Here is a 24,288-nt window from a genome sequence, read left to right as displayed (position 1 = left end):
GGGCTTGCCCGCGACCGGGCACAGTCGCGGGCAAGCCCGCTCCTACAGTTCGTCTCTGAGCCGATGAGCGATAATTTGCCATCAAGCGCCACGTCCGGAGACGTCATGCGGGTCTGTTCCCAATGCCAGGCGAGCAATCCGGCCCAGGCCCGGTTCTGCAACCAATGCGGCAACCGGCTCGACGACAGCGAATCCGAGCAGGCGAACCGCGCACGCCGCCGTTATACACCGCCGCATCTGAGCGAGCGCGTGCTGACGACGCGCGCGGCGATGATCGGCGAGCGCAAGCGCGTCACCGTGCTGTTCGTCGACATCAAGGGCTCGACGCGGCTGGCCGAGCAGGCCGGCGCCGAGGCCTGGCACCAGATCCTCAATCGCTATTTCGCGCTGCTCGGCGCCGCGGTGCATCGCTACGACGGCACCATCAACCAGTACACCGGCGACGGCATCATGGCGCTGTTCGGTGCGCCGCTGGCGCTGGAAGCGCATGCCTCCAGCGCCTGTTTCGCCGCGCTGGAAATCCAGCGCACGGTGCGCGATTACGCCGACGAGCTGCGGCTGTCGACCGGGCTCAACCTGTCGTTCCGGGCCGGGCTCAATACCGGCGACGTCGTCGTCGGCGCGATCGGCGACGACCTGCGCATGGACTACACCGCGCAGGGCCTGACCGTGCATCTGGCGGCGCGCATGGAGCAGATCTGCGAGCCCGGCCGCATCTACGCGACCCGCAACACCGCGCTGCTCGCCGAAGGCTATTTCAGGCTGCGCGATCTCGGCGACATGCGCGTCGCCGGCAGCGAGGCGCCGGTGCGCGTATTCGAAGTCGAAGGCGAAGGGCCGAGCCGGACGCGGCTGGAGCGCGGCCTCGCGCGCGGTGCGACGCGCCTGGTCGGCCGCGACGCCGAGCGCCAGCAGTTGCGCGATGCGCTCGCCGAGATGCAAGGCGGGCGCGGCAACATCGTGGCGGTGATCGGCGAAGCCGGCATCGGCAAGAGCCGGCTGTGCCATGAGTTCGCGCAGGACTGCGAGCGCGCCGGCGTCGCCGTGCACCGCGTCAGCGGCGTGCCCTACGCGACCGCGGTGCCGTTTTTGCCGGTGCAGGCGCTGGTCCGCCAGCGCCTGCGCGGCGGCGCCGCCGAAGGCGATGGCGATCTGCGCCAGCTCGCGGCCGGCGCGCTGCTGCTGTTCGATCCGGCGTCGGTGGCGCTGCTGCCGCGGCTGCTGGAATTCCTCGGCGAAGGCGAGCGTCGTGGCGCCGATGCCGCGGCCGGCTTTGCCGCAGACCGGCGCCAGCTGTTCGAGCTGATGGCGCGGCTGCTGTCGCGCAGCGAGACGCCGCAGCTGCTGCTGATCGAAGACGTGCATTTTTTCGACGAAGGCAGCCTCGCCTTCCTGCAGCTGCTGGCCGCGCAGATCGCCGGCACGTCGACGCTGTTGCTGCTGAACTTCCGGCCCGGCCACGACCAGGGCTGGCTGCACAGCCGTCCGGAGCGGCGCATCGCACTGAGCGCGCTCGGCCCGGCCGATATCGACAATCTCGCGCAGCAATTGCTCGGCCCGCATCCGAGCGTCGCCGCTTTGCCGCTGCAATTGCAGCAGCGCGCCGGCGGCAATCCCTACTTCGTCGAAGAGGCGGTGCAGTCGCTGTGCGAGGCCGGGCATCTGCAGGGCCGGCGCGGCGCTTATCTGCTCGACAAGCCGATCGTCAGCTGGACGATTCCCGACACGGTGCACGCGCTGATCGCGGCGCGTGTCGACCGGCTGGCCGACGCCGACAAGAGCCTGCTGCAATCGGCCTCGATCATCGGCCTGGAATTCGACGAGTCGCTGCTGCAGGCGCTCAGCGGCGCCAACGACTCCGCACTCGCCGACAGCCTGCTGACGCTGCGCAAGCGCGGCTTCATCGTCCCGCTTCTCGACACGCCGGGGCGCTACGAATTCGCCCATCCACTGAGCCAGGACGTGGTCTACCGCACGCAGCTGGAGTCGCAGCGCGTCGCCGCGCATGGGCTGCTCGCGCAGCAGCTGGAACAGCAGCACCCGCTCGATCGGCCCGCAGACGAAGCCGCGCCGGCGATCGCGCATCACTGGCGCCGCGCACGCCAGTGGCTGCGGGCGGCCGAATGGAATCTGCAGGCGGCCCGCGCGGCCGCCACGCTCGGCGCCAACGCCGCGCTGGCTCAGTTCCGACTGGCGATCCGCAATCTCGAACAGGCGCCGCGATCGGCGCAGGCCGAGCGCATGCGCGTGCAGGCGCTGGCCGGCATCGTGCGCCAGGCGCAGTTCACCGACCTGTCGACCGACGAAGTCGAAAACGCCTATCGACAGGCCAGCGAGCTCGCACGCGCCAGCCAGGACACTGCCGCGCAGGCCGAGCTGCTGATCTCCTACAGCGCCGAACAGCTGCACCGCGGCGACGCGCAGCAGGCGATACAGCTCGTCGCCCGCGCGATGCAGCTCGCCGTCGACAGCGGCGCGCTGGATCTGATCAACCGCTTCCGCCTGCAGCTGCTGCTGGTGCACAGCACCGCGGGCTATCCGCGCGAAGGCGTCGACATCATCACGCGAACCGGCGGCGATGCCTGGCTGACCGAGCCTGTCGGCCGCGACAACTACCTGTCGCGCGCGTTCTACGCGCTGATGCTCGGCTGGCTCGGCCAGCTCGCACAGGCGCAGCAGCAGTTGCATGCGGTGCTCGCCTATGCCGGGCCGGAGAACCGGATTGCCAGCTGGATGCACGGCACCTGGATCGACCTCGCGCAATTCACCGGCGACTACGACGGCGTGATCCGCCACGGCGAACTCGCGATGCAACGCGCCGAGGAAACCGGCAGTTCGTATTTCCGTGCGATCGCGCTGCGCGGCCTCGGCCAGGCGCATGTGCTGGCTGGCGATCCGCAGATCGCGGTCGGTCTGCTTGAGCAGGCGCTGCCGCTGGTGGCGCGCGGCGCCAACGGCTACCAGTTCCAGCCGCAGGTCCTGGCGACCTTGTCGCGTGCCTACCGGCGCGCCGGTGATCTGCCGCGCGCCTTGGCCACGGCGGAGAGCTCGATCGACAGCGCGTATCGCTCGCATGCGCGCGTTTGGGAAATCCTGAGCTGGCTCGCCTACCTCGAAATCCCCGAGCCGTTTGCCAGCCGCGGCCGCGCTGAGCAGGGCCTGGAGCGTGTCGAACAACTGATCGCCGGCACCGGCGCGATCGTCGCCGAACCCTGGCTGCATCTGATGCGCATGCGCTGGAGCGAAGACCCGGAGCAGGCCGCCGCGCATCGTGAGCGCGCAGTGCTGGCGTTCACGCGCATCGGCGCGCGTGCGGCGCTGCAGCGGCTGGCGTCGCGCTAGATCGCCGCACACGATCCAGCTTTGGCTACGTGGTTGTTTGCGACCACGGCTGGCCACTGCAAGCGGCAGCGCCTAAGCTGCGGCGCAGGTGATCGCGCCGGCGTCGGATTCGTAAAACGAGGCGACACGAGGAGAGGGCAATGCGCATCAAGCAGGGCTTTTTGCTGCTGTCATTCGTGCTGGTCAGCCTGATCGCGCTCGGCTACGGCTTGAGCCCGTCGTGGTTCGCACGACGGTGGCTGGGCGTTTCGACACTGGACGCCAACCTGTCGCACATGCTCAGGGCGGTGACCGGCCTGTACCTGGGCTTCGGCCTGTTCTGGCTGTATGCGGCCTTCGATGCGCGCTATCGCCAGGCCGCGCTGCTGACGGTGCTGGTGTTCACCAGCGGCCTCTGCGCCGGCCGCATCGTGAGTTACTTCGTCGACGGGCCAGCGGCGCCGCTGCTGCAGTTCTACCTGCTGCTGGAAGTCGCGATCGTGCCGGTGGCCTGGTGGGTTTTCCGCCGGCCTGACTGACCGCAAAACCGACGGTGCGGGACGATTGACCCGCACCCGATCTGTCGAAGGCTTCGGCGTCCGGACCTGCGTCGGCAGGCGGGCGCGGGCGCGTCACCGGCGGCTTTCCCCTCTGCGCTGAGAGGGGAAAGCCGCGAACTCAGTGATGCGCGTCGTAACGATCTTCGGCGCGGTCGCCCTTCTTCTCGTAATTGTTCTCGATGCGATCGCCCTTGCGGTCGTAGGCTTCGTTGACGCGCTCGCCCTTCTTTTCATAGTTGTCCTGGATGCGATCACCCTTGCGGTCGAGCGCCTTGGCCTTGTCGTAGTTGCCGTTGGCAGCGGCGCGGTCGGCGGCCCGGTCGTACTGGTTGTCGATGCGCTGGCCCTTCGCGTCCAGACGGTTTTCGATGCGGCCGCCCTTGTCGTCGAGGCGATCGTTGATGCGCTGGCCCTTGTCGTCATAGCGCTGTTCGACACGGTCGCCATGATCCTCGGCGTAAACCGCGGCGCTGGCGCCGGCCAGCAGCAAAGCGGCGCTGGTGAGCATGACGATTCTGTTATGGCGATTCATGTTGTTCTCCTGTTGTGCTTCCGACATCAAGCTAACAACAGCAGCACCGCTGGCGGCTGAACCCGCTTGTTTTCCCGATACGCAAGCGAGGGTTCAGCTTCGCAATCCCGCCGGCAGTCGGCTTGCGTTACAGCGCTGACGCGCGTGTGACGAGCGCGGACCCGGTAGACGCGATCAGAACGCGCGATCCAGCCGGCGCGATTCCTTGGGCCCGCGAAACACCAGCGGCTTTTCGATGCTCGCTGGCGTGCCGGCGGCGGCAATCGCGTCCAGCACCAGATGATGCTGCGACGACTTGTCGCAAACCGGATCGGCCGCGGCCGGGTCCTGCGCCAGCATGTAGGCCTGGCAACGGCAGCCGCCGTGATCCCTGGCTTTTTCCGGGCAGCTGCGACAGGGCTCCTGCATCCAGCTGTCGCCGCGGTAGCGGTTGAAGCCCTCGGATTCGTACCAGATGTCGCGCAGGCCGTGCTCGCGCACGCTCGGGAACGCGAGCCCCGGCAGCATCCGCGCGGTATGGCAGGGCAGCGCCAGGCCGTCGGCGGTCACGGTCAGGAACACGCTGCCCCAGCCGTTCATGCATTTCTTCGGCCGCGTCTCGTAGTAGTCCGGCACGACGAACAGCAGCTTCATGCGGTTGCCGAGTTTCTCGCGCCACTGCTGCGTCACCGCCTCGGCGCGTTGCAACTGCTCGCGCGTCGGCAGCAGCTGATCACGGTTGATCTTGGCCCAGGCGTAGAACTGCACGTTGGCCAGCTCCAGGTAATCCGCGTCCAGCTCCACCGCCAGCTCGATGATGCGCTCGACGTGATCGATGTTGAGCCGGTGGATCACGCAGTTCATCACCATCGGATAAGCCTGGCTCTTGATCAGCTCGGCCGCGCGACGCTTCAGATCGAAAGTGCGCGTCGACGACAGAAAGTCATTGACCTCGCGCGTCGAATCCTGAAACGACAGCTGGATGTGATCGAGCCCGGCCTGCTTGAGTGCCGCGATGCGCTGCTCGCTCAGGCCGATGCCGCTGGTGATCAGGTTGCTGTAGTAGCCGAGCTTACGGGCTTCGGCGACCAGGATCTCCAGGTCCTTGCGCATCAGCGGCTCGCCTCCGGAGAAGCCGCATTGCACCGCGCCCAGTTCGCGACCTTCGCGCAGCACGCGCAGCCAGTCCTCGGTGCTCAGCTCGTCCTCGTGTTTGGCGAAATCGACCGGGTTGTAACAGAACGCGCAGTGCAGCGGGCACTGGTAAGTCAGCTCGCACAGCAGCCAGAACGGCGGGCCGGGGATCGCAGCTCGGGTCGCGGCGTTCACGCGCTTTCGATCCAGCGCTGGGCGCTGGCCAGCTCGATGAACGCGAGTACGTCGGCGCGCAGATCCTCGACCTCGAAGGCCTGCTGCAGATCGTCGACGATCGCGGCGAGATCGCGCTCGCCGTCGCAGCGCTTCAGGATTTCGCCGGCGCTGGCGTTGAGCTGGACCATGCCCTCCGGATACAGCAGCACGTGCGCGTTCTGCGCCGGCTCCCATTGCAGGCGCAGGCCGCGCGCGATGCGCGGGCGCGATTGCAGGGCGTTCAAGACTGCACCCCATAAGCGTTCGCCAGCGCGTCGTTCATCGCCCAAAGAATGTCGAGCTTGAATTTCAGGATTTCGAGTGCGCGCTGTTGCTGCTGCGGACCCTGAAAATACTCCAGCGTGACGCGCAAGCCGTGGTCGACGTCGCGCCGCGCTTCGCTCAGGCGCTTGCGAAAATACTGCAGGCCCTCGGCGTCTATCCATGGATAGTGCTGCGGCCAGTTCGCCAGGCGTTCCTTGTGGATGTTCGGCGCGAACAGCTCGGTCAGCGACGAGCACATCGCCTCCTGCCAGGGTGCGCGGCGCGCAAAATTGACGTAGGCGTCGACCGCGAAGCGCACCGCCGGCAGCACATGGCGCAGGTCTTCCAGTTCTTCACGGCTCAGCCCGACTGCCAGCGCCAGGCGCGTCCAGGCCTCGATGCCGCCTTCGTCGCCGTCATGGCCGTCGTGATCGAGAATGCGCTGTATCCATTGCCGGCGCATGTCGCGATCCGGGCAGTTCGACAGGATCGCCGCGTCCTTGATCGGAATCGCGATCTGGTAGTAGTAGCGGTTCGCGACCCAGCCGCGAATCTGCGCCGGTGTCGCGCGCCCTTCGTTGAGCATGCGATTGAACGGATGGTGGATGTGGTAGGCGCTGCCCTGCTCGCGCAGCCGCGCTTCCAGGTCGGTGGCGCTGTCGAGTTTTATCGTGACCTGATCGTTCACAGCTCGATCTCCATGCCGTCGTAGGCGACTTCGACACCGGCCGCGCGCAGCTGCGCGTACTCGGCGCCGTCCTCGTCCAGGATCGGATTGGTATTGTTGATGTGGATCAGGATGCGCCGCGCGCCCGCCGGCAGTTCGCCCAGCCATTGCAGCATGCCGCCGGCCCCGGTCTGCGGCAGATGGCCCATGTCGCGCGCGGTTTTCTTCGACGCGCCGAGTGCCACCAGCTCGTCGTCACGCCAGCAGGTGCCGTCGACCAGCACCACGTCGGCGCTGCGCATCGCGCTCCACACCGGCGGCTCCATCCGGCCCAGGCCGGGCGCGTAGAACAAGCTGCGGCCGCTATCGAGACTGCGCACCAGCAGGCCGATGTTGTCGCCCGGCACCGGGTCATCACGATGCGGCGAATACGGCGGCGCATTGCTGATCAGCGGAATCGCGGTGAATTGCAGGCCGGGCATCGCCGGCATCGCGAACGGCCTGGCATCCAGCGGGATTTCATGGCGGTCGACACCGCAGTAATGCTTGAGCAGCTCCAGTATCGGATTGCCGCGCGTCAGGTCATCGAACACCGGCGTCGTGCACCACAGCGGCAGCTTCTGCCGGTGTTCGCGCAGCATGTACAGGCCGGTGGCGTGATCGATCTGCGCGTCGATCAGCAGTACGCCGTTGATCGCGGTGTCGCGCAGCGCGCGCGCCGGCTGCAGTGCCGGGAACTGCTGCAGCTGCTGCAGGATGTCGGGCGAGGCATTGCACAGCAGCCATCCCGCACCGTCGGCGCTGAGCGCGATCGACGATTGCGTGCGCCGCTTCGCGTTGAGGGTGCCGCGACGCACGCCGTCGCAGTTGCGGCAGTTGCAGTTCCATTGCGGGAAGCCGCCACCGGCCGCCGATCCCAGCACGTGGACGCGCATGCTTTTCTCCGATCGAAACCAGGATTCCCTCTCCCCTTGTGGGAGAGGGTGTCGCGTAGCGACGGGAGAGGGGTTGCGCGGCTCGAAGGTACGACCCCTCTCCCGGCCCTTCGGGCCACCCTCTCCCGCAAGGGGAGAGGGTTGATCTCCGCGGTTCAGCGGTTGGCGATGTACATCGTGATTTCGAAACCAAAGCGCAGGTCGCGGGCAGCGGGGGTTTCCCATTTCAGCTTCATTGGCGGATCTCCTGGTTGTGGATGACGGGCTGCGACACCGGAACCGGCGGCGCAGACCCAGTGTGACCAGCCCCGCCGCCCGGCGCGTCGCGATCGCCATGAGATGTCACTCACGATTTTCTGTAGTCGCAAGCCGGATGAAACCCGGCGCAATGCAGCCCGGGTTTCATCCGGGCTACGCAAGCGATTAGCATGCGCAGCCATGTCCGCCTGCCCTCGCCCGCCACGAACGCAACGCCTGTCGCCAGCGGCGGTACGCGCATGAGCCTGCGGCTGCGCATCAACCTGATGATCGCCGCGCTGATGTTCGCGTTCATCGCCTCGATGCTGGTCGCGCAGGTCATCAGCACACGGCGCGGCGTGCAGGAAGAAGTCGCTGCCAGCAACACCGTCGCCAACCGGCTGTTCAGTGCCTTCATCGCGACCGTACCCGGCCGCAGCAGCGACCCGCAGGCGATGCGCGCCTTCCTGCAACAGCTAGGCCGCCTGCGCTCCACCGAGCTGAGCTTTCACGATGCCCGCGGCGAGCTGCTGTACCGCTCGCCGTCGTCGACCTACAAGGCCGGACGCGACGCCCCGGCCTGGTTCGCGCATCTGGTCGGGCCGCAGCAGATGCATCAGCAGTTCGCGATCGCCGGCGGCCAGCTGATGATCGAGTCCAATGCCTCGCGCGCGATCCTCGACGGCTGGGACGACACGCTGCGCCTGCTGCTGATCGGCCTGTTGACGCTGGCGCTGGTGCAGCCCTCGGTGCTGTGGCTGGTCGGCCGCGCGACGCGGCCGCTACGCCAGATCCTGGTCGGCCTGCAGAGCATGGAGCGCGGCGCCTATCACACGCGGCTGCCGACGCTGAACAGCGCCGAGGCCGAGGCGATTGGCCAGGCCTTCAACCGCATGGCGCATTCGATCGAAGACAATCTGTACGCGCGGCGCGACGCCGCCGAGGCGCAGCGGCATCTGCGCCAGAGCCGGGAAATCGCCCGGCAGGTCGAGCAGCGCATGGAGGACGAGCGTCGCCAGATCGCACGCGAGCTGCACGACCAGACCAGCCAGAGCGTCACCGCGATCCGCGCCTTGGCCATGAGCCTGGTGCATCGCGCCGGCGACGAGCAGGGCGCGCAGATCGCACGCGCGATCAGCGACGCGGCGAGTCAGCTGCATGCCGAGGTGCATGAGCTGATTCCGCGATTGCGGCCTCTGGCACTGGACAATCTGGGCCTGTCCGACGCACTGCAGAACCAAGTGGACGACTGGCGCGCGCAGCATCCGCGGATCAAGTTCTCGCTGCAGATCGGCGATCTGCCGACGGTGCCGAATCCGGCGACGACCCTGGCTGCCTTCCGCGTGTTGCAGGAAGCCTGCAGCAATGCGCTGCGTCACGCCCAGGCGAGCCATATCGCGCTGAGCCTGCATGGCGACGCCGCGCAGCTGCACCTGCAGGTGCTCGACGACGGCGTCGGCATCGCGGAAGACTGGCAGCAGCGGCGCGATCGCGGCTTCGGTATTCGCGGCATGATCGAGCGAGCGCAGTCACTCGGCGGCGAGCTGCAGATCGAGGCCGGCACAGCCTTCGGCACGGTATTGCGCGCGCGTCTGCCACTGGAGCCGGTCAAATGAACCCATGCCTGCGCGTGATCCTGGTCGACGACCACGCGATGGTGCGCATGGGTTTTCGCATGCTGCTGAGCAGCACGGCCGACATCGAGATCGTCGGCGAAGCCGAGGACGGAGAAAGCGGCTACCAGCTCTATGCCGAATTGCTGCCGGATGTCGTCGTCATGGATCTGTCGATGCCGGGCATGGGCGGCATCGAGGCGCTGCGCCGGCTCGCCTCGCGTTATCCGGATGCGCGCGTGCTCGCGTTGAGCGCGCACGAAGATACCGCGCATCCACGGCGCGCCTTGAAAGCCGGTGCGCTCGGCTATGTATCCAAGCGCGGCGCAGCCGAAGAACTGATCGACGCCGTGCGCAGCGTCGCCGCCGGCCGCATCTATCTCGGCGCCGACTTGGCGCACAAGCTCGCCGTGCAGGATCTGCATGGCGGCGCCAGCCCGGTGGAACAGCTGTCCGAGCGCGAATTCGCGGTGTTTCTGCAGCTCGCGCACGGCCAGTCGGTCGCCCAGATCGCCGAGACCCTGCACCTGTCGGCAAACACCGTCGGCACGCACCTGTACAACATCAAACAGAAACTCGGCGTCGGCAACCAGGCGGAGCTGACGCTGATCGCGATGCGCAACGGCCTGCTCGACGTCTGATGCGCGCCGCGGCGAGCATGCGCTTGACGCTGGCCAACGGCCTGCGCGTGCTGCTGCACCAGGACCATCGCCTGCCACTGGTCGCGGTGCATCTGGCCTATCGTGTCGGCGCCGCCGACGAACCCGAAGGCGGCTACGGCCTGTCGCATCTGTACGAGCACCTGATGTACGGCGGCAGTGCCAATCTGCCGGGCTCTTACATCCGCCAGCTGTCGGCGATCGGCGCCCACGACCTGAATGGCCGCAGCCTGCTCGACAGCACGCACTACTTCGAAACCGTGAATCGCGATGCATTGGATTTCGCGCTGCGAGCCGAAGCCGATCGTATGGCGCGCCTGTTCACCGCCGACAGCGCGCGCGTGCTCGATCTGCAGCGCGACGTCGTGCTCAACGAGCTGCGCCAGTATCGCGAGCGTGCCGAAGGCCAGGCGTTCGAGCGCCTCGCCGAAATCAGCTACGCGCCCGGGCATCCGTATCGTCACGGCATCATCGGCCGCGAGGCGGATCTGCAGCGCATCACGCTGGACGATGCGCGCGCATTCGGCCGGCGTCATTACCATCCGGGCAATGCGGTTCTGGCGCTGGCCGGCGATGTGGATGCAGAGAAGGCGCAACGCTTGTGCGAGCGGCATTTCGGTTCGTTGCCAGCTGGCGATGTGACGAGGACGACGCTGCCGGAACCGCCAACCGCGCCTGCGGCTCGGCATGACGTCGAGGCGGCGGTTCGTTCGCCGTTGCTGTATCGAATCTGGAATCTGCCGGCGCCGGCATCGCAAAGCGAGCAGCAGACGCAGGCCCTACTGGCGCGAATGATCGAAGCGCGGTTTGAAGCGCGGTTTTCGGCGCTGCGCCTGCAAGCGCGCTATCGCTATGGCCGCCTGGGATCGCAGATCGAAATCTCGCTGGAGCACGCCGGCAGTGCTGCGCTCGCGCGACTCGATCGCGAGTGGAAGCAGCTGACGATCGACGGTTTCAGCGACGGCGAGCGCGAGCAGGGTCGCCTGCGGCAGCAGCAGCTGATCGCGCAGCGCTGCGATGGCCTGCAAGCTGTGGCGGAGCTGATGGTCGAGGCGGAGCTGCAGGGCGATGGCGAAGAAGGCGATGTCGCGCAGTTGTTGAGCCGGCTTGCCGCCGAGCCGCATGAACTGCAGCTCCTGCCCCAACCGGTAGGAGCGGTCCCTGACCGCGACGGTGCCGTCGCAGCCTCAATCGCGGTCAAGGACCGCTCCTACCGGGGCATCGAGCTTTTTGTTTCTCCCGCCGCGGACGGCATTGCGCTACCCGTCTCAAGGTCCCCGCGACTGCAGCACAAGGCATCACTCCTGCTGGCGCACCGCCAACACAGCGGGCTGCTCGCGACTCGCCTGATCGTCCCCGGCGGCAACGCGCTTGAAACCGGCTCGCAAATGGGCCTGGCGCAGCTCGCGACGACGCTGCTTCACGCGCAGCTGAAACCGGCCGCCGCCGCGCTGGGCGTGGACATCAGCGCCGACGCGCAGCCCGACTGCGTTCGCTACGGCTGGGTCGCGGCGACGCAGCAAAGTCTCGCCGTGCTGGGCTTGGTCGAGGCGGCGCTGTCGCGGCCCGATTTCGATGGCGCCGCATTGGAGTGCGCACGCGCACAGCAGCTGGAGGCGATTGCGAGCGATATCGGCCGCGCCGAAACGGCGACCGAGCGACTGCTCGCGGCAGCATCCGGCACGCCGATCGCCAACGGCCAGCAGACCCGCGTCGCGGCGTTGAGCCTCGACGACGTGCTCGCATTTCATCGCCGGCAGCCTGAGCCGATCTACCTGATGGTAGGCAAGCGTAGCCCGGTCGAAACCGGGGGCTTTCCGCGCTTCCCTGCTGCGGAAGAACAATCCCCGGGTTTCGACCGGGCTAGCGGCTTGATCGACATCGCGGGCGCGGCGCAGACGCTGGTGACGGTCGCATGGCCGCTGCCGGCGTGCGATCGGCGCCAGGAAGCCGCGCTGCAGATGCTCGACGCGCTGCTGGCCGGACGCTTCGCATCGCGCCTGAATCTGCGGCTGCGCGAGGAGCTGGGCTGGACCTACGGTGTGCGCAGCCGCATCGGCGCCGCCGCGGTGGCACGGCGCTACCAGATCCAGGTGTGGGTGCCGGCGTCGCGCGCGGCGGATACGCGCGACGAGATCATCGAGGCGGTCGAGCGGTTGATTCGCGACGGCATCGACGAGCCGGCGTTCCGGCCGCTGCAACGCAGCGAAGTGCTGCGGCAGCCGGGCAGCATCGAGCGCGTGACGGCGCTCGCGGACCTGATCGAAACGCGGCTGCGGCTGGGCCTGATCGACGGCGAGGCCTGGAGCGGCTTCGAGGAGGCCGCGACGCTGGACGCGGCGGACGTGCAGGCAGCGGCGGCACGCTGTCTGCCGACCGAGGCGGCGATCAGCGTGATCGCGGGCGACGCTGCGCAGCTGTCGCGGTTCGGCATCGACGGCGATCGTCGAAACACTTCACTGCTGAACCTGTAGGAGCGGACCCTGTCCGCGACTGAAACTTCGATGTCACGTATGCCAGCGCGTTTTGGCATCGGACGGCAGCGTGTATCAGTCGCCGAAAAAACATCTCAAGCGCATGATTGTTCGGGCTTTATATGCATTCCATAAATGCTCACCCGAATGCCGGCCGGAGCGGTTGTGCACGGCGCTGGCGAACACTCATTGCAGGCAAATGCATCGGGTGTCGCAGCAGATGTAACGCGGCTCTACAGCCGACGAGCCGGTCGCGGATTCGCTAATCCCCGCTCAAAGCCCTACCGTGGCCTACGGCGCCTCGCGACTGCGGCGTTGCTCTAGCCGCACCGCCAACAGCAAGGAATCCCCGATGGCGCTGGAAAGTTTCAAACGAGTTCAGGCCCTGAAGGCCGAGCGCAACAAACTGGCGGCCGAACTCGAGGAGCGCGCGACAGCCGATGTGTCGCGCATCCTGAAGAGTCTCGGCGACGACTTCGTCAATTTCCTCAGCCAGGAAGGCTTCCGCGTGACGCGGCTGAAAAACGCCATCGGCGCGATCTACGGCGACGCGCGGCTGTCGCTGGAGTTTCCGCTGCCGCAGGAGCGCTTCAGCGACGCGCTGACGGTGCTGAGCCTGCTGGACTCGCGCAATCCCGAGATCAAGTGGCGCCTCGAGATCGTGCCGCACAGTGGCGACGGCACCGAGCCGCCACCAGAGGCACTGGTGACGCAGCAGGGCGGCGCGGTCACATTGGAGAACATGATCGAAGTACTGCGGCGCCGCAACGATCGTTTCCTGCCGTCGGAATACCGCATCCGCTACCGCGTCGTCGCCGTCAAGGAAGACGCGCCCGCACCGGGCGAGACGCGCAGCGCGCGCGCCATCATCGACGTGCTCAACGCGATACTCGAAGAGCCACAGTTCAATCATTGAGCCGCAGCGGCGCTGCTAAGCTGCGGGGCGTACCCGCCGCAGGAGCACCCGCACATGAGCCTGTTCGATCACCGCCGCGGTAGCTGGCTGGATGTCGAAAGTGATGGCGCCAGGCTGTACTACGAAGTCGGCGGCGATCCGCGGGGCCCGGCGCTGGTGCTGCTGCATGGCGGCTTCGGCAGCCTCGGCGATTTCAAGGTCCTGCTGCCGCATCTCGACGCGCAGTATCGCCTGATCGCCATCGACAGCCGCGGGCACGGCCGCTCGACGCTGGGTGCGGCGACGCTGAGCTATGAGCAACTCAGTCGCGATCTCGAACGGGTGCTCGATCATCTGCACGTCGACACGCTCAGCATCATCGGCTTCAGCGACGGCGGCATCACCGCGTATCGCTTCGCGGCGACGACGAGGCGCAAGCTGCTCAAGCTGGTGACGATAGGAGCCGACTGGGTTTTGAGACCGGACGATCCGGTGATCGCGCTGCTGTCGAAGGCTACGCCGCAGACATGGCGCGAGCAGTCGCCGGCGGCGCTCGCGGCTTACGAGTCGCACAATCCCGAGCCACAGCACTACGACCGATACGTCGAAGCAACCCTGGCGATGTGGCTGAGCCACGGCGCCGAGAATTATCCGGGCGAGCGGGTGCGTGACATCCGCTGCCCGACGCTGATCGTGCGAGGCGACGAGGATCACCTGTTTCCGGCGGCAAAAGCGCTGGAGCTGCGCGAGCGCATCGAGCACAGTGCGCTGTTCAACATTCCTTATGCCTCGCACACCGCATTCGCCGATCAGCCCGTGCTGTTCAAGGCCGGGCTGCAGCTGTTCCTCGAACGTTGAAGCCGCTCGCCTGGGCGCTGTTGCTGACGGCAGCGGCGCACGCACCGACAGCGTCGGCCTACGGCAACGCCGGTCATCAGCAGATCGGCGCGATCGCCGATCTGCAGTTGCGCGCTGCGGCGCGGCGCCAGGTGCAAAGCCTGCTCGGCTTCGATCTGCGCGTCGCCGCCATCTGGGCCGACTGCGTGCGCGACGCGCAGCCCGACGCCAGCGGCGGGCTGCAATCGCGCGAAACCGCCGCTGCCTGCGCGGCCTTCGACTCGCCAGCGCAGCGTGAACGCATGCACGACTACGCGCGCCGCAACTGGAGCGGCTGCGACGATCCGCCGCCCAAGGGCTGCCACAGCCGTTATCACTACACCAACGTCGCATATCAGCATCTGCGCTACGACCGCGCTTACAGCGGCACGCGCGACGACGATCTCGTCGCGGCGACCCACGCGGCGATCGCCGTGCTGCGGAATCGCGCCGCGCCACCGCCGTTCGACATCCGCGACAGGACCGAGGCGTTATTGCTGCTGGCGCATTTCGTCGGTGATCTGCATCAGCCGCTGCATGTCGGCACGGTCTATCTGGATCGCGATGGCCGTGCGTTCGACCCGGACCGTGACGCACTCGTGGCCGAGCCGCAGGCCGATACCCGCGGCGGCAATCTGATCCACGACGCGATCAGCAACCTCAGCCTGCATGCGGAGTGGGACCAGATCGCGCGCGCGCTCAGCGCGACCTCGCCACGCCAGCTGATCGGCAGGCGCAGCGCAGTCCCGCCGACGTCCGGGCCGATCGACGGCTGGGCGGCGCAGTGGGCCGGCGAAACGCTGCGTGCGTCGCACTCGGCTTATGCGGGCCTGAGTTTCATCGCAGACCCGGCGGCGCCGGGCCGGTGGATCGCACAGTTCCCGGATCATGCCGCGTACTGGCGCGACAAGGAGACGCTGCAGCGCAGCGAGGTGATCAAGGCGGGCACGCGGTTGGCGCAGCTGCTGAATGCGATCTGGCCCTAGTGACCTGGGTCGCGCGTCATCCATGTAGCCAGCCGGCGCATCGGGGAGCAGTTCAGCCCGCAGTCAGTCGCGCTCGCGTAGCTGATGCTCACCGGACCCAATCGCGGGTTCGCGGAGCTCAAAGCAAATGAACAAGCGGATCGCCTTGACCACGCTGGCGCTGTTGATGGCGCTGCCGACGGCGACTTATGCGCGCGACCATCACGGCGATCGTGACGGACGCGACGACTATCGCCGCGACTACCGCGGCGCTCCCCGTTACGAGCAATACAGTCGCTACGATCGCTACGACCGTTACGACCGGCGCGATCGCCACGATCATCTGCGCGTCGATGTCGCGGCGCCGGTGCGCTTTGTCGGCCAGGTGATCGCGCTGCCGTTCGTGGTCGGCGCGGCGGTGATCGGTGCGGCCGTCGACGTGGTGAGCACGCCGCTGTATTCGCGGCCGCGCTACGAGGAGCAGCAGTACGCACGTTCGGAACCGGGCTACTACGACGACGGCCCGCGCTACGACGCGCCGATCGGCCGTGTCTACGCTGCCCCGCCCGAGTATTACCCGCCGCAGCCGGAATACCGCGGCTACTAGCGGCTCGTGTAAGTCGCGGCTCGATGCCGCGCCGCACCGGGCTTCAGCAAACCCCGTCCGCCCGAGTAGCGGGTTTGTTTACTGCCCCGGCGGCGGCTGCCACAGCTCCACCTTGTTGCCTTCCGGATCGATCACCCAGGCGAACTTGCCGTATTCGGAGTCGTCGGTCTTGTCGAGCACGTTGCAGCCCTCCTCCTTCAGGGCCTTGACCAGCGCGTAGACGTCGTCGACGCGGTAATTGATCATGAAGGGCGCGGTGCTCGGCGCAAACTGATCGCCGCCCTGCGAGCCGACGGACCAGATCGTGGTGCCGGCCACCGGCTTGCCCGCGTCGTCGGTCCAGGTGAAAGCGGCGCCGCCCCAGGCCTGCACGTCGATGCCGAGGTGGCGCTTGTACCATGCCTGCAAGGCCGGGGCGTCTTTCGCCTTGAAGAAAATGCCGCCAATACCGGTGACTCGTTTCATGGGAACCTTCTCTGTGCCGGGTGACGCCGATGGGCTCGTACCGCGCCGACAAGTTGCCACGCGCACCGACCACGGTCCAGCCGCCGGCGGTCTTGGCTGGCGGGGCGCGACGCATTCGAGCGCATCTACGCCTGCTTGTCCTCGACCGCCTGCGAGACCAGCTGCGCCATGACGTTGAGGTCGATGTCGGCAAGACGGCTGATGTACAGGCAGCCCTTGCCGAGCTTGTGCTTTCCCAGCCGGGCCAGAAGCTCGGACGCCTGCGGATGGCCGGTCACGCCATAAATGGAAATATCGCCTTTGCGCGAGGAAAAACCCACCGCGCAAATCTCGCCTTGCTTGCCGCCTGCCAGCGGATACCGGTGAACGCCGAAGCCGACGATGGCCGGGCCCCACATCACCGCGGGGTGTTTCGATGCCTTGGCCATCAGCCCCATCAGCCTGTCGCAGTCACGCCGCCTCGACTCATCGGCAATCGCCGCGACGTAGTCGCCAGCGCTGGCGGCGGTCGCCTTGGTTTTGTTCTCGGCCATCTCCAATCTCCCTAGCACGGCGCGCGCCGGCAGTGAATCAGCCCCTCAAGCCGTTCTGTCGCCCGTATCGGCGTCGTCATGTCGCAGGCTCCGGTAAATCATGTACCGAGCGCCACGTTTTCCAAAGCACTCACTTTTGCGTGTCGCTCGAAGGGAACGCCGCCGGGTCCATCCAGACCGCGCCCCAGATGTGGCCGTCGAGGTCGGCCATATCGCGGCCGTACATGAAACCGTGATCCTGAACCGGATTGATATCGGCCGTGCCGCCGTTTGCGGCCGCCGACTGATTCATCGCGTCGACCGCGTCGCGACTGTCGCATGACAGGGACAGCGAAACTTCGCTCGAAGTTGGCGGCGGGATCGGGCGGGTCGTGAACGTGCTCCACTTGGCGTGGGTGAGCAGCATGACGTTGATGGTCTCGCTCCACACCATGCAGGCCGCCGTGTCGTCGGTGAGATTTGGGTTATTCACGAAACCGAGGGCCGTGTAGAAGCGCACCGACGCGTCGAGGTCGGTCACAGGCAGGCTGATGAAAATTATCTTGGGCATGGCGATTCTCCAATGGCTTTCGAGGTGACGGCTTGACGCGCTGTCTACTACCAGACGAACGGCGCCCGCTCCGTTCGACAAGCCAGGAAATTATTTTTTGGGCGGCGAAACGCTCCTGCCGCGCCAGGGCTCATGGCTCGGCAATCCGGGACAACCAGAACGCCTTGACCTTGTTGTTGGTCTCTTCCGATGCGCGATTCATAAAGATATGACCGCCTTCCTCTGACTCGTTATAGATTTTGCAGAGCGCGAGAGCCAACTGCTGCTGCACGTTGTAGTCCTCGGCGTCGTCGGGTTTGTCCGCAAGGCGCGCAACCAGAAGCGGACCGGCGGCCTTGCCGTGCGCGGCGACGATAGCCACCTCGGGTTCCGCAGGTTTCCATGGCCAAAGTGTTGTTCTTTCATGAGCGGATTGAACCAGCCTCTGGATGTCGATCTCGATCAAGCTTTCGGAGCCAGCCCAGGCCTGCGCCGCCGCAAGCAGTGAGACGGCGGTGAACAGGAGGCGCTTCGCTTTCACGGGCTACGATGCCAGGTTAACGCGCGGCCCGCTTACGGCCTTCGCGTTGAACCGATCGCGTGCCGATTTCATTGGTTCACCACCGCAAGCTTCACTTGGCCGTCTCCGTCTTCAGCGAACCATACAATGCCGCTGCCGATCGTTGCCATACCGTTTCGGCAGAACACCTCGTGAGGATTGCTCTTCTTGATTCGTTCTATGACGGATGGAGTGAAAACGTCATTGTAGTGGGCCACCAGTGCTTTCTTGCTCGGAATATCGACGTGCTTCTTGCCAAGCTCCGAGTTGACCTTCAGGGGATAGCTGACAAAGGCGCCCACAGCATCGGCATTAGTGACGTAAATCTGTAGCGCTTTCGCGACCCCGACTATTTGCTCGTAGTTACCCACCGAACCACCGCATTCGGAGTCGGCGCGGACTATGCCTTCGATATCTCTCACGACGATATGCTCAACTCGGCCGAATACCTCGACCGTAGTACTACCACCTAGAAACGTCACCACGTAGGACGAGTCCGGCGCTTCGGCACTGAATGCCGCGCTGGCGGCCAACAAAAAGATGACGGTGGCAAATAGATGGACTTTCATCAGTCCAACGCGTGGCTAACCAGAGTCGACGGCTTTTCGCGCACTTCCGGTTGAACCACCAGTGGGCTTCGCTGCACGAAAAAGGGCGACCTCACGGCCGCCCTTGCACTACCTAGAATAATGATGTCGGTCTGAGCCATCGAACTCACCTGACAACATGCAACAGTTCTTGAAACAACCTCGCGGAGTTGCATGGACACGGGTCATTGCGGCCGAGTTTCTCGAAACAACTCCTTGGTGCCATGAACCACTCGATGCCCTTTCTTGACTCGCTGTTCGGAAGGGAACCCATTGCGCCGTTTGCTGCTAGGCGTGAAAGCTGAAATTGCTAAATGACATGACACTCTCCTGAACCTGCCCTTTGAGGGGACTACACGATTGTACACAGTTGCTTCAGTAAGGCCCAACGCCTGAAGCTTACGCGCGGCGAAGCCGTCGCTTGCAGCGCCCTGTTGGACCGCGACAATCTGCCAGCCGACTAGCCGCGCTGGGGAAGAACCTTTGGATCGAAGAGCCGCTCTCCGCGCGTGACATAAAGGATGTAAACGATATCCTTGTCCTTCTCGTGCCGATAGAAAATTCTGCATGGCGGCTCCACCATCTGCCGATACCGCCATCCTTTGATTTCGGGTGGCTTTGAACCCATCTGCGGGTGGTTCGCGAGGTGGTCAACATGGTCAAAAACATTTTGAACCAGTTTTCTTGCTGCGACTGGACTATCTATTGCGATGTAGTCTGCAATGGCATCAAGGTCACTTAGAGCAGGTTCAGTCCAGATTACTTGAGCCATCTCGACATGCGCTTCTTGGCTTCGGAATGTGTCACGGTGCGGCCGTCTTCAATTGCCATTTCTCCACGGGCAATTCCCTCCAAGAGGGTCATTCGACGTTGAAGCGCATCAAACGTCTCCACATCCACCAGATAGGCACTTGGCAAGCCGTGCTGCGTGATAAGAATTGGCTCCTTGTCTCGCTCTAGGTCAGACAGGAGCTCCGTGGCCTGGCGCTTAAGGGTGGTGACGAGTTCGGTTCGCATAGAGTGATACTATAGTGGCACTAAACATCTCGCAAGCTTCAGCCGCTTTATGACCTGCGCCTTGGCATCGACGGCCGCCACGCCGGTATAGCCCTGCACGACACCGTGACTGGTCTTCATCGTCGCCGAGTCGTTGTCGGTGATGTTCGACTTCAGCGGCTCGCCCTTGCGGTTGGTCTTCTCCGGATGCGCGGCCAGCCATTCGCGCAGCTTGTTGCTGTTGCGCGTCAGGGTTTCGATCTGTTGCTGTTCGCGCTGCGTCAGCGTGTCGAGGTTCTGGCCGGCATCCTGGCGGCGATGCGTGTCGAGCATGTGCGCAATGGCACGGTCAATCTTCTCGATCTTCTTCGCCATGTCGGCCCGCGTGCCGCTCAGGCTGCGAGAGGCATTCGACGGCAGCTTGCAACCATCGACGGCAAACAACGCTTTGCCGATCAGCCCCTGTTCGTCACACACCAGCAGCACGTTGCGGAACACGGAGGTGATCTCGCCCGACAGCGCCATGAAGACCACGTTCTCGCGGCAGGCCCGCTCGATGTCGCGGCTCGATGTCAGGCCGCGGGCGTAGCCGAACAATACGATCTTCAACAGCACACCCGGGTGATACGCCGCTGCGCCGACTTCATCGTTGCAGTAACGCGCATCGAAGACCGTCAGATCGATCTCGTGATCGACCAGCCAGTTCAGTGCGTACTCGAAAGTGCCGGGAACAATCTGCTCGGCAAAATTCACTGGCAGCATCTTCGAGAGATGTTGATCAACCGGCTTGTAGCGCGCCATTTCCGCTCTCCTTTCGTTGCAAAAGAAACAGCGGAATATGTGCCAGATTTAGCGTTTTTCTACAGCCTCAACGAGGCTGTAGAAAATCAGCCGCAATCGTCTCAGCTAAGCAAGCCGACGACTTGCCTGAGCTGTTCGTGGATAGAAAACGCTGCAGCGTCACGAGCCGTCGCCTGGGGTGTGGAAGGTCTGTGCTGACGATACTGCGAGTCGGCAGGCTTTCCAAGTGCCATTCAAGGCGCTTTGCCTCTGAGCTTCTCGACGTTGTGGACGATGGCGAAGAGTTTCCATTGCGCATCCACCTTGCGTCGGGATCGAAGTGTGAATCGCCGCAGGCCCTTGGTGTGCAGGTTGCCGAAGACCGGCTCGACGATGCCGAGCCGACGGCTGTACAGCAGCCGGCCTTCACGCGTATCGATTCGGGCCTTCATCGCCTTGGTCTGCGGGTGCGTCTCTTTCACTTTGCTGCCGTCGAAGAAGGTGATCTGACGACACGGACTCACATCCGGCTTGCGCATGCACTTCGCTTTTAAAGAGCAGGCCTGGCACATCGCGCGCGTGCCTTCGAAGCCGACACCGCGACGGCCCCTGATCACGATATTGACCGTCTTCAGTTTGAGCTGCTTTCCATTCGGACAGATGCAAGTCCGCCGATCGGCGTCATAGAGGAAATCGGCTCGACCGAACCATTTCGATCGATGCTCGCCGGGCTGGCGCTGCTTTTCGATCGGCTTGTGCTGCCAGGCTTCCGCGAAACGCGGATCGCGTGACCGGAAGCCGGTATCGGCGATCAGCGCATCGACCTGATCGTCGGCCAACCGCTGCAGCGTGGCTTCGGAGTGATAGCCGGAGTCGGTCAGCACCGTCGCATCCGCCAGGGGATCGGTGCTGCCGATCGCGCTGAAGTCGCTGCGCAGCGCCTGCAGCACATCCGGCAATAGTCCGTTCTCCTGGCCGATTCCGAAGGCACTGGCCTGCACCACGATCTGCGCCTTGGCGTCGACGGCCGCCACGCCGGTATAGCCCTGCACGACACCGTGACTGGTTTTCATCGTGGCCGAGTCGTTGTCGGTGATGTTCGACTTCAGCGGCTCGCCCTTGCGATTGGTCTTCTCCGGATGGGTCGCCAACCACTCACGCAGCTTGTTGCTGTTTCGCGTCAGGGTTTCGATCTGCTGCTGTTCACGCTGCGTCAGCGTGTCGAGATTCTGGCCGGCGTCCTGGCGACGATGCGTATCCAGCATATGAGCGATGGCGCGGTCGATCTTCTCGATCTTCTTCGCCATGTCGGCCCGCGTGCCGCTCAGGCTGCGAGAGGCGTTCGACGGAAGCTTGCAACCATCGACGGCAAACAACGCTTTGCCGATCAGGCCCTGCTCGTCACACACCAGCAGCACGTTGCGGAACACGGAGGTGATCTCGCCCGGCAGCTTCGCCACGAATGAGGCGATGGTCGTGAAGTGCGGCTGTGTGTCGCCCGACAGCGCCATGAAGACCACGTTCTCGCGGCAGGCCCGCTCGATGTCGCGGCTCGATGTCAGGCCGCGGGCATAGCCGAACAATACGATCTTCAACAGCACACCCGGGTGATACGCCGCTGCGCCGACTTCATCGTTGCAGTAACGCGCATCGAAGACAGATAGATCGATCTCGTGATCGACCAGCCAGTTCAGCGCGTACTCGAAAGTGCCCGGAACAATCTGCTCGGCAAAGTTCACCGGCAGCAGCTTCGAGAGGTGTTGATCAACCGGCTTGTAGCGTGCCATCTCCGCTCTCCTTTCGTCGCGAAAGAAGCAGCGGGATGTGTGCCAGATTTAGGGTTTTTCTACAGCCTCAACGCCTAGGTTCAGCCGCGGACCTGCCGGAGCGAAGCGGAGGCGGGTACGTCGGCTGGAAGCGATGGTTGGACCTCATTGCTCATCCTCGGGGCGCAGCGGCGAAGCTGACCACTGAAAGTGCCGGAGTAGATCCTTGGCCTGAGCGTCGAGCTCCGGCCGGTAGTGATGAGCGTGCGGGCCGAAGCCAGACAGCGCCTGCTCTATGAAGCCGACTGAATCAAGCGCGGTTGCGTACCGTTCCAGCGGGCCATAGCAATACAATTGGTTGTGTCGATCCCAAACGAGCGTTCCGCTAGCTGATGGCGAATGAACCCACAAGTCAAAACGTGCATCGGCGGTGAGATAGTCACTGAACTTCACAATGAATTCTTCTGCCTGTGCGGCCGACACCGAGGGGCTCTGATAGCGCCCTGGCGCGGCTTCTCCGCGTGGGGTGTGGAGGACGTAGAGCATGAAGAATGGACCATCTAGCTGCTTCATCAAGGCAAGCAGAATGCTTGAATCTCCAGCCGGGACGCCCGCTACAAGCCGCTTGCCACCAGACGACATGCTTTGAAACGAATAAACGGCTGGCGTCTCGAACGGCACCTCAACGCCATCCTTCAGGCTTGAAATTTTCAGCAAACCGTTCATGAGGTCCAGACAGTATGACTACCGCCGTCAGAGGTGCTGACCTCCGCAAAGGCCGTAGCGCGGGTTAGCTTGACGCCAGAGCCGCAGGAGCGAGGTAGGACTGCGCTCATGGATCGGTTTCCTTACGCGGAGGTCAGCATGGCAAACGATAACACCGTTTTTGTGGGATTGGACGTCCATAAAGAGTCGATCGTGGCGGCCTATTCGGTCGGTTTTGGCGAGGTGTCGAGTATCGGCAGTATCGGGGTGCTGGAGCGGGATATCGAGCGGCTCTGCAAGCGCATGCAGAGCAAGGCGTCGAACGTGGTCTTTGTTTATGAAGCCGGGCCCTGCGGCTACGGTCTGCAGCGCCAGCTGAGCCGGGCCGGCTTCGCCTGTCACGTCTGCGCTCCGTCGCTGATCGCCAAAAAGGCCGGTGATCGGGTGAAGACGGATCGGCGCGACGCCGAGAAACTGGTCAAGGCGCTGCGCAGCGGCGATCTGTCCTTTGTGCATGTGCCGGATGAGCGCGATGAGGCGTTTCGCGATCTGGTGCGGGCCTGGAGCGGCGCCAAGGAAGATCTGAAGCAGGCCAAGCAGCGCCTGAAGTCGTTCCTGCTGGTCCACGGCGTGCGTTACACCGGCAGTGCCGACTGGCGCGAGGCCCACCGCCGCTGGCTGTCGCGATTCACGTTTCCCGAGGTCTGGTCGCAGCTCGCCTTTGAAGAGCATCGTCGATCGGTCGAGGATCGGCTGACGCAGTGCCAGCGGCTGGAGCAGGTGCTGCGAGACGCCGCGCCGGACTGGCGCTTCTATCCGGTGATCCAAGCCCTGCAGGCACTGCGCGGCGTGCAATTCACCGTCGCGGTCGGCGTAATCTCCGAAGCCGGCGACCTGTCACGCTTCGACAACCCGCGCCAGCTGATGGCCTGGCTCGGCCTGGTACCGAGCGAGCGCAGCAGCGGTGCGAGCGTGAAGAAAGGCGGCATCACCAAGGCTGGCAACAGCGTCGCGCGAAAGCTGCTGATCGAGGCAGCGTGGAGCTATCGCTACATCGCCAAGGTCAGCCCGATCATCCAGAAGCGACACGAGGGTTTACCCAAGCCGATCATCGATCGAGCCTGGGATGCCCAGCTGCGGCTCTGCCGACGATTCCGAAAGCTGATCCTGCAGGGCAAGAACCGCAACGTCGTGGTGACCGCCGTCGCTCGCGAGCTGGCCGGCTTTATTTGGGACATCGCGCGAAGAACGCCGGTCGCGGCTGCCTGATTCCTTTCGACCTTTCCATTCACACACCGCAACGGAGAACGAGTCTTCTGAAGGTGGCGCAGCCCGGTGAGTGTGCACAACCCGCGATGGCGTTAGGCGACAGCAAGGCAGCGCTGACTCGCGTGCCCAGACCGCGGCAGGTGCATGGACGGATTCCAGCACTGT

Annotated in this window: 27 protein-coding genes; 10 read left to right on the top strand and 17 right to left on the bottom strand. The window is 64.9% G+C overall.

What is annotated here, in order from left to right; translation table 11 throughout:
- The first annotated feature begins 105 nt into the window (after positions 1-105).
- The gene (locus ACQZF9_RS03015; protein ID WP_428311793.1) at positions 106-3,342 is read left to right on the top strand and encodes an ATP-binding protein; all 3,237 of its coding nucleotides are present in this window, start codon (positions 106-108) and stop codon (positions 3,340-3,342) included.
- Positions 3,343-3,482: 140 nt separating this feature from the next.
- On the top strand, positions 3,483-3,860 hold the full coding sequence (locus ACQZF9_RS03010) for a DUF4345 domain-containing protein (RefSeq protein WP_428311792.1): 378 nt from the start codon (positions 3,483-3,485) through the stop codon (positions 3,858-3,860).
- Between the two features lie 139 nt (positions 3,861-3,999).
- On the opposite strand, the gene ACQZF9_RS03005 is transcribed toward ACQZF9_RS03010, so the two are convergent.
- The 6 genes from ACQZF9_RS03005 to pqqA all read right to left on the bottom strand — a co-directional run bounded on the left by ACQZF9_RS03005 (position 4,000) and on the right by pqqA (position 7,838).
- A complete protein-coding gene (locus tag ACQZF9_RS03005) occupies positions 4,000-4,413 on the bottom strand; it encodes a hypothetical protein (protein ID WP_428311791.1) in 414 nt (137 codons plus the stop codon).
- Between the two features lie 174 nt (positions 4,414-4,587).
- Entirely contained in the window at positions 4,588-5,721 is a 1,134-nt protein-coding gene (gene pqqE, locus ACQZF9_RS03000) for a pyrroloquinoline quinone biosynthesis protein PqqE (RefSeq protein WP_428311790.1), read from the bottom strand.
- Entirely contained in the window at positions 5,718-5,987 is a 270-nt protein-coding gene (gene pqqD / locus ACQZF9_RS02995; RefSeq protein WP_428311789.1) for a pyrroloquinoline quinone biosynthesis peptide chaperone PqqD, read from the bottom strand. The genes pqqE and pqqD overlap by 4 nt, the downstream gene beginning before the upstream one ends.
- Entirely contained in the window at positions 5,984-6,694 is a 711-nt protein-coding gene (pqqC, locus tag ACQZF9_RS02990; RefSeq protein WP_428311788.1) for a pyrroloquinoline-quinone synthase PqqC, read from the bottom strand. The genes pqqD and pqqC overlap by 4 nt, the downstream gene beginning before the upstream one ends.
- Entirely contained in the window at positions 6,691-7,608 is a 918-nt protein-coding gene (pqqB, locus tag ACQZF9_RS02985; RefSeq protein WP_428311787.1) for a pyrroloquinoline quinone biosynthesis protein PqqB, read from the bottom strand. The genes pqqC and pqqB overlap by 4 nt, the downstream gene beginning before the upstream one ends.
- Positions 7,609-7,763: 155 nt before the next feature.
- Entirely contained in the window at positions 7,764-7,838 is a 75-nt protein-coding gene (gene pqqA, locus ACQZF9_RS02980) for a pyrroloquinoline quinone precursor peptide PqqA (RefSeq protein WP_299697391.1), read from the bottom strand.
- Positions 7,839-8,036: 198 nt separating this feature from the next.
- Between pqqA and ACQZF9_RS02975 the strand changes: the two genes are divergently transcribed.
- The 7 genes from ACQZF9_RS02975 (at position 8,037) to ACQZF9_RS02945 (ending at position 15,934) form a co-directional block, all read left to right on the top strand.
- Positions 8,037-9,461, top strand: coding sequence for an ATP-binding protein (locus tag ACQZF9_RS02975; RefSeq protein ID WP_428311786.1), 1,425 nt, complete (start codon positions 8,037-8,039; stop codon positions 9,459-9,461).
- Positions 9,458-10,099, top strand: a complete 642-nt coding sequence (locus ACQZF9_RS02970; protein ID WP_428311785.1) for a response regulator — start codon at positions 9,458-9,460, stop codon at positions 10,097-10,099. The genes ACQZF9_RS02975 and ACQZF9_RS02970 overlap by 4 nt, the downstream gene beginning before the upstream one ends.
- Positions 10,099-12,591 carry a M16 family metallopeptidase gene (locus tag ACQZF9_RS02965; protein WP_428311784.1) on the top strand — a complete coding sequence of 831 codons (2,493 nt, stop codon included), beginning with the start codon at positions 10,099-10,101 and terminating at the stop codon, positions 12,589-12,591. The genes ACQZF9_RS02970 and ACQZF9_RS02965 overlap by 1 nt, the downstream gene beginning before the upstream one ends.
- A 352-nt stretch (positions 12,592-12,943) precedes the next feature.
- Positions 12,944-13,507, top strand: a complete 564-nt coding sequence (locus tag ACQZF9_RS02960) for a hypothetical protein (RefSeq protein WP_428311783.1) — start codon at positions 12,944-12,946, stop codon at positions 13,505-13,507.
- Between the two features lie 54 nt (positions 13,508-13,561).
- Positions 13,562-14,344: an alpha/beta fold hydrolase gene (locus tag ACQZF9_RS02955; RefSeq protein WP_428311782.1), complete on the top strand. Its 783-nt coding sequence runs from the start codon at positions 13,562-13,564 to the stop codon at positions 14,342-14,344.
- Entirely contained in the window at positions 14,341-15,348 is a 1,008-nt protein-coding gene (locus ACQZF9_RS02950) for a S1/P1 nuclease (protein WP_428311781.1), read from the top strand. Before ACQZF9_RS02955 ends, ACQZF9_RS02950 begins: the two co-directional genes overlap by 4 nt.
- A 127-nt stretch (positions 15,349-15,475) precedes the next feature.
- Complete coding sequence (locus ACQZF9_RS02945) at positions 15,476-15,934, top strand: hypothetical protein (protein WP_428311780.1); 459 nt, start codon at positions 15,476-15,478, stop codon at positions 15,932-15,934.
- 78 nt (positions 15,935-16,012) lie between these two features.
- Here the strand turns inward: ACQZF9_RS02945 and ACQZF9_RS02940 are convergent, their stop codons facing one another.
- From ACQZF9_RS02940 to ACQZF9_RS02890, 11 genes are all read right to left on the bottom strand, one after another.
- On the bottom strand, positions 16,013-16,399 hold the full coding sequence (locus tag ACQZF9_RS02940) for a VOC family protein (RefSeq protein WP_428311779.1): 387 nt from the start codon (positions 16,397-16,399) through the stop codon (positions 16,013-16,015).
- A 125-nt stretch (positions 16,400-16,524) separates the two neighbouring features.
- A complete protein-coding gene (locus ACQZF9_RS02935) occupies positions 16,525-16,932 on the bottom strand; it encodes a DUF1801 domain-containing protein (protein ID WP_428311778.1) in 408 nt (135 codons plus the stop codon).
- A 130-nt stretch (positions 16,933-17,062) separates the two neighbouring features.
- Positions 17,063-17,482, bottom strand: coding sequence for a VOC family protein (locus ACQZF9_RS02930; protein ID WP_428311777.1), 420 nt, complete (start codon positions 17,480-17,482; stop codon positions 17,063-17,065).
- A 130-nt stretch (positions 17,483-17,612) separates the two neighbouring features.
- On the bottom strand, positions 17,613-18,002 hold the full coding sequence (locus ACQZF9_RS02925; RefSeq protein WP_428311776.1) for a hypothetical protein: 390 nt from the start codon (positions 18,000-18,002) through the stop codon (positions 17,613-17,615).
- Positions 18,003-18,070: 68 nt separating this feature from the next.
- Positions 18,071-18,589 carry a hypothetical protein gene (locus tag ACQZF9_RS02920; RefSeq protein WP_428311775.1) on the bottom strand — a complete coding sequence of 173 codons (519 nt, stop codon included), beginning with the start codon at positions 18,587-18,589 and terminating at the stop codon, positions 18,071-18,073.
- 145 nt (positions 18,590-18,734) lie between these two features.
- On the bottom strand, positions 18,735-18,833 hold the full coding sequence (locus ACQZF9_RS02915; protein WP_428313354.1) for an SEC-C metal-binding domain-containing protein: 99 nt from the start codon (positions 18,831-18,833) through the stop codon (positions 18,735-18,737).
- A 234-nt stretch (positions 18,834-19,067) separates the two neighbouring features.
- Entirely contained in the window at positions 19,068-19,379 is a 312-nt protein-coding gene (locus ACQZF9_RS02910) for a type II toxin-antitoxin system RelE/ParE family toxin (protein WP_428311774.1), read from the bottom strand.
- Entirely contained in the window at positions 19,367-19,624 is a 258-nt protein-coding gene (locus tag ACQZF9_RS02905) for a type II toxin-antitoxin system prevent-host-death family antitoxin (protein ID WP_428311773.1), read from the bottom strand. Before ACQZF9_RS02905 ends, ACQZF9_RS02910 begins: the two co-directional genes overlap by 13 nt.
- Positions 19,625-19,633: 9 nt before the next feature.
- Positions 19,634-20,404 (bottom strand): transposase, encoded by a 771-nt coding sequence (locus ACQZF9_RS02900; protein WP_428311772.1) that lies wholly within the window; start codon positions 20,402-20,404, stop codon positions 19,634-19,636.
- Positions 20,405-20,637: 233 nt separating this feature from the next.
- Complete coding sequence (locus ACQZF9_RS02895; protein WP_428311771.1) at positions 20,638-22,170, bottom strand: transposase; 1,533 nt, start codon at positions 22,168-22,170, stop codon at positions 20,638-20,640.
- A gap of 144 nt (positions 22,171-22,314) precedes the next feature.
- Complete coding sequence (locus ACQZF9_RS02890) at positions 22,315-22,875, bottom strand: hypothetical protein (protein ID WP_428311770.1); 561 nt, start codon at positions 22,873-22,875, stop codon at positions 22,315-22,317.
- 138 nt (positions 22,876-23,013) lie between these two features.
- Between ACQZF9_RS02890 and ACQZF9_RS02885 the strand changes: the two genes are divergently transcribed.
- A complete protein-coding gene (locus tag ACQZF9_RS02885; RefSeq protein ID WP_428313353.1) occupies positions 23,014-24,123 on the top strand; it encodes an IS110 family transposase in 1,110 nt (369 codons plus the stop codon).
- Positions 24,124-24,288: the final 165 nt, after the last annotated feature.

Source organism: Hydrocarboniphaga sp., assembly GCF_965279055.1.
GTDB lineage: Bacteria > Pseudomonadota > Gammaproteobacteria > Nevskiales > Nevskiaceae > Hydrocarboniphaga.
The sequence above is the reverse complement of the archived record's forward strand: the minus strand, read 5'-3'. Positions and strand labels throughout refer to the sequence as shown.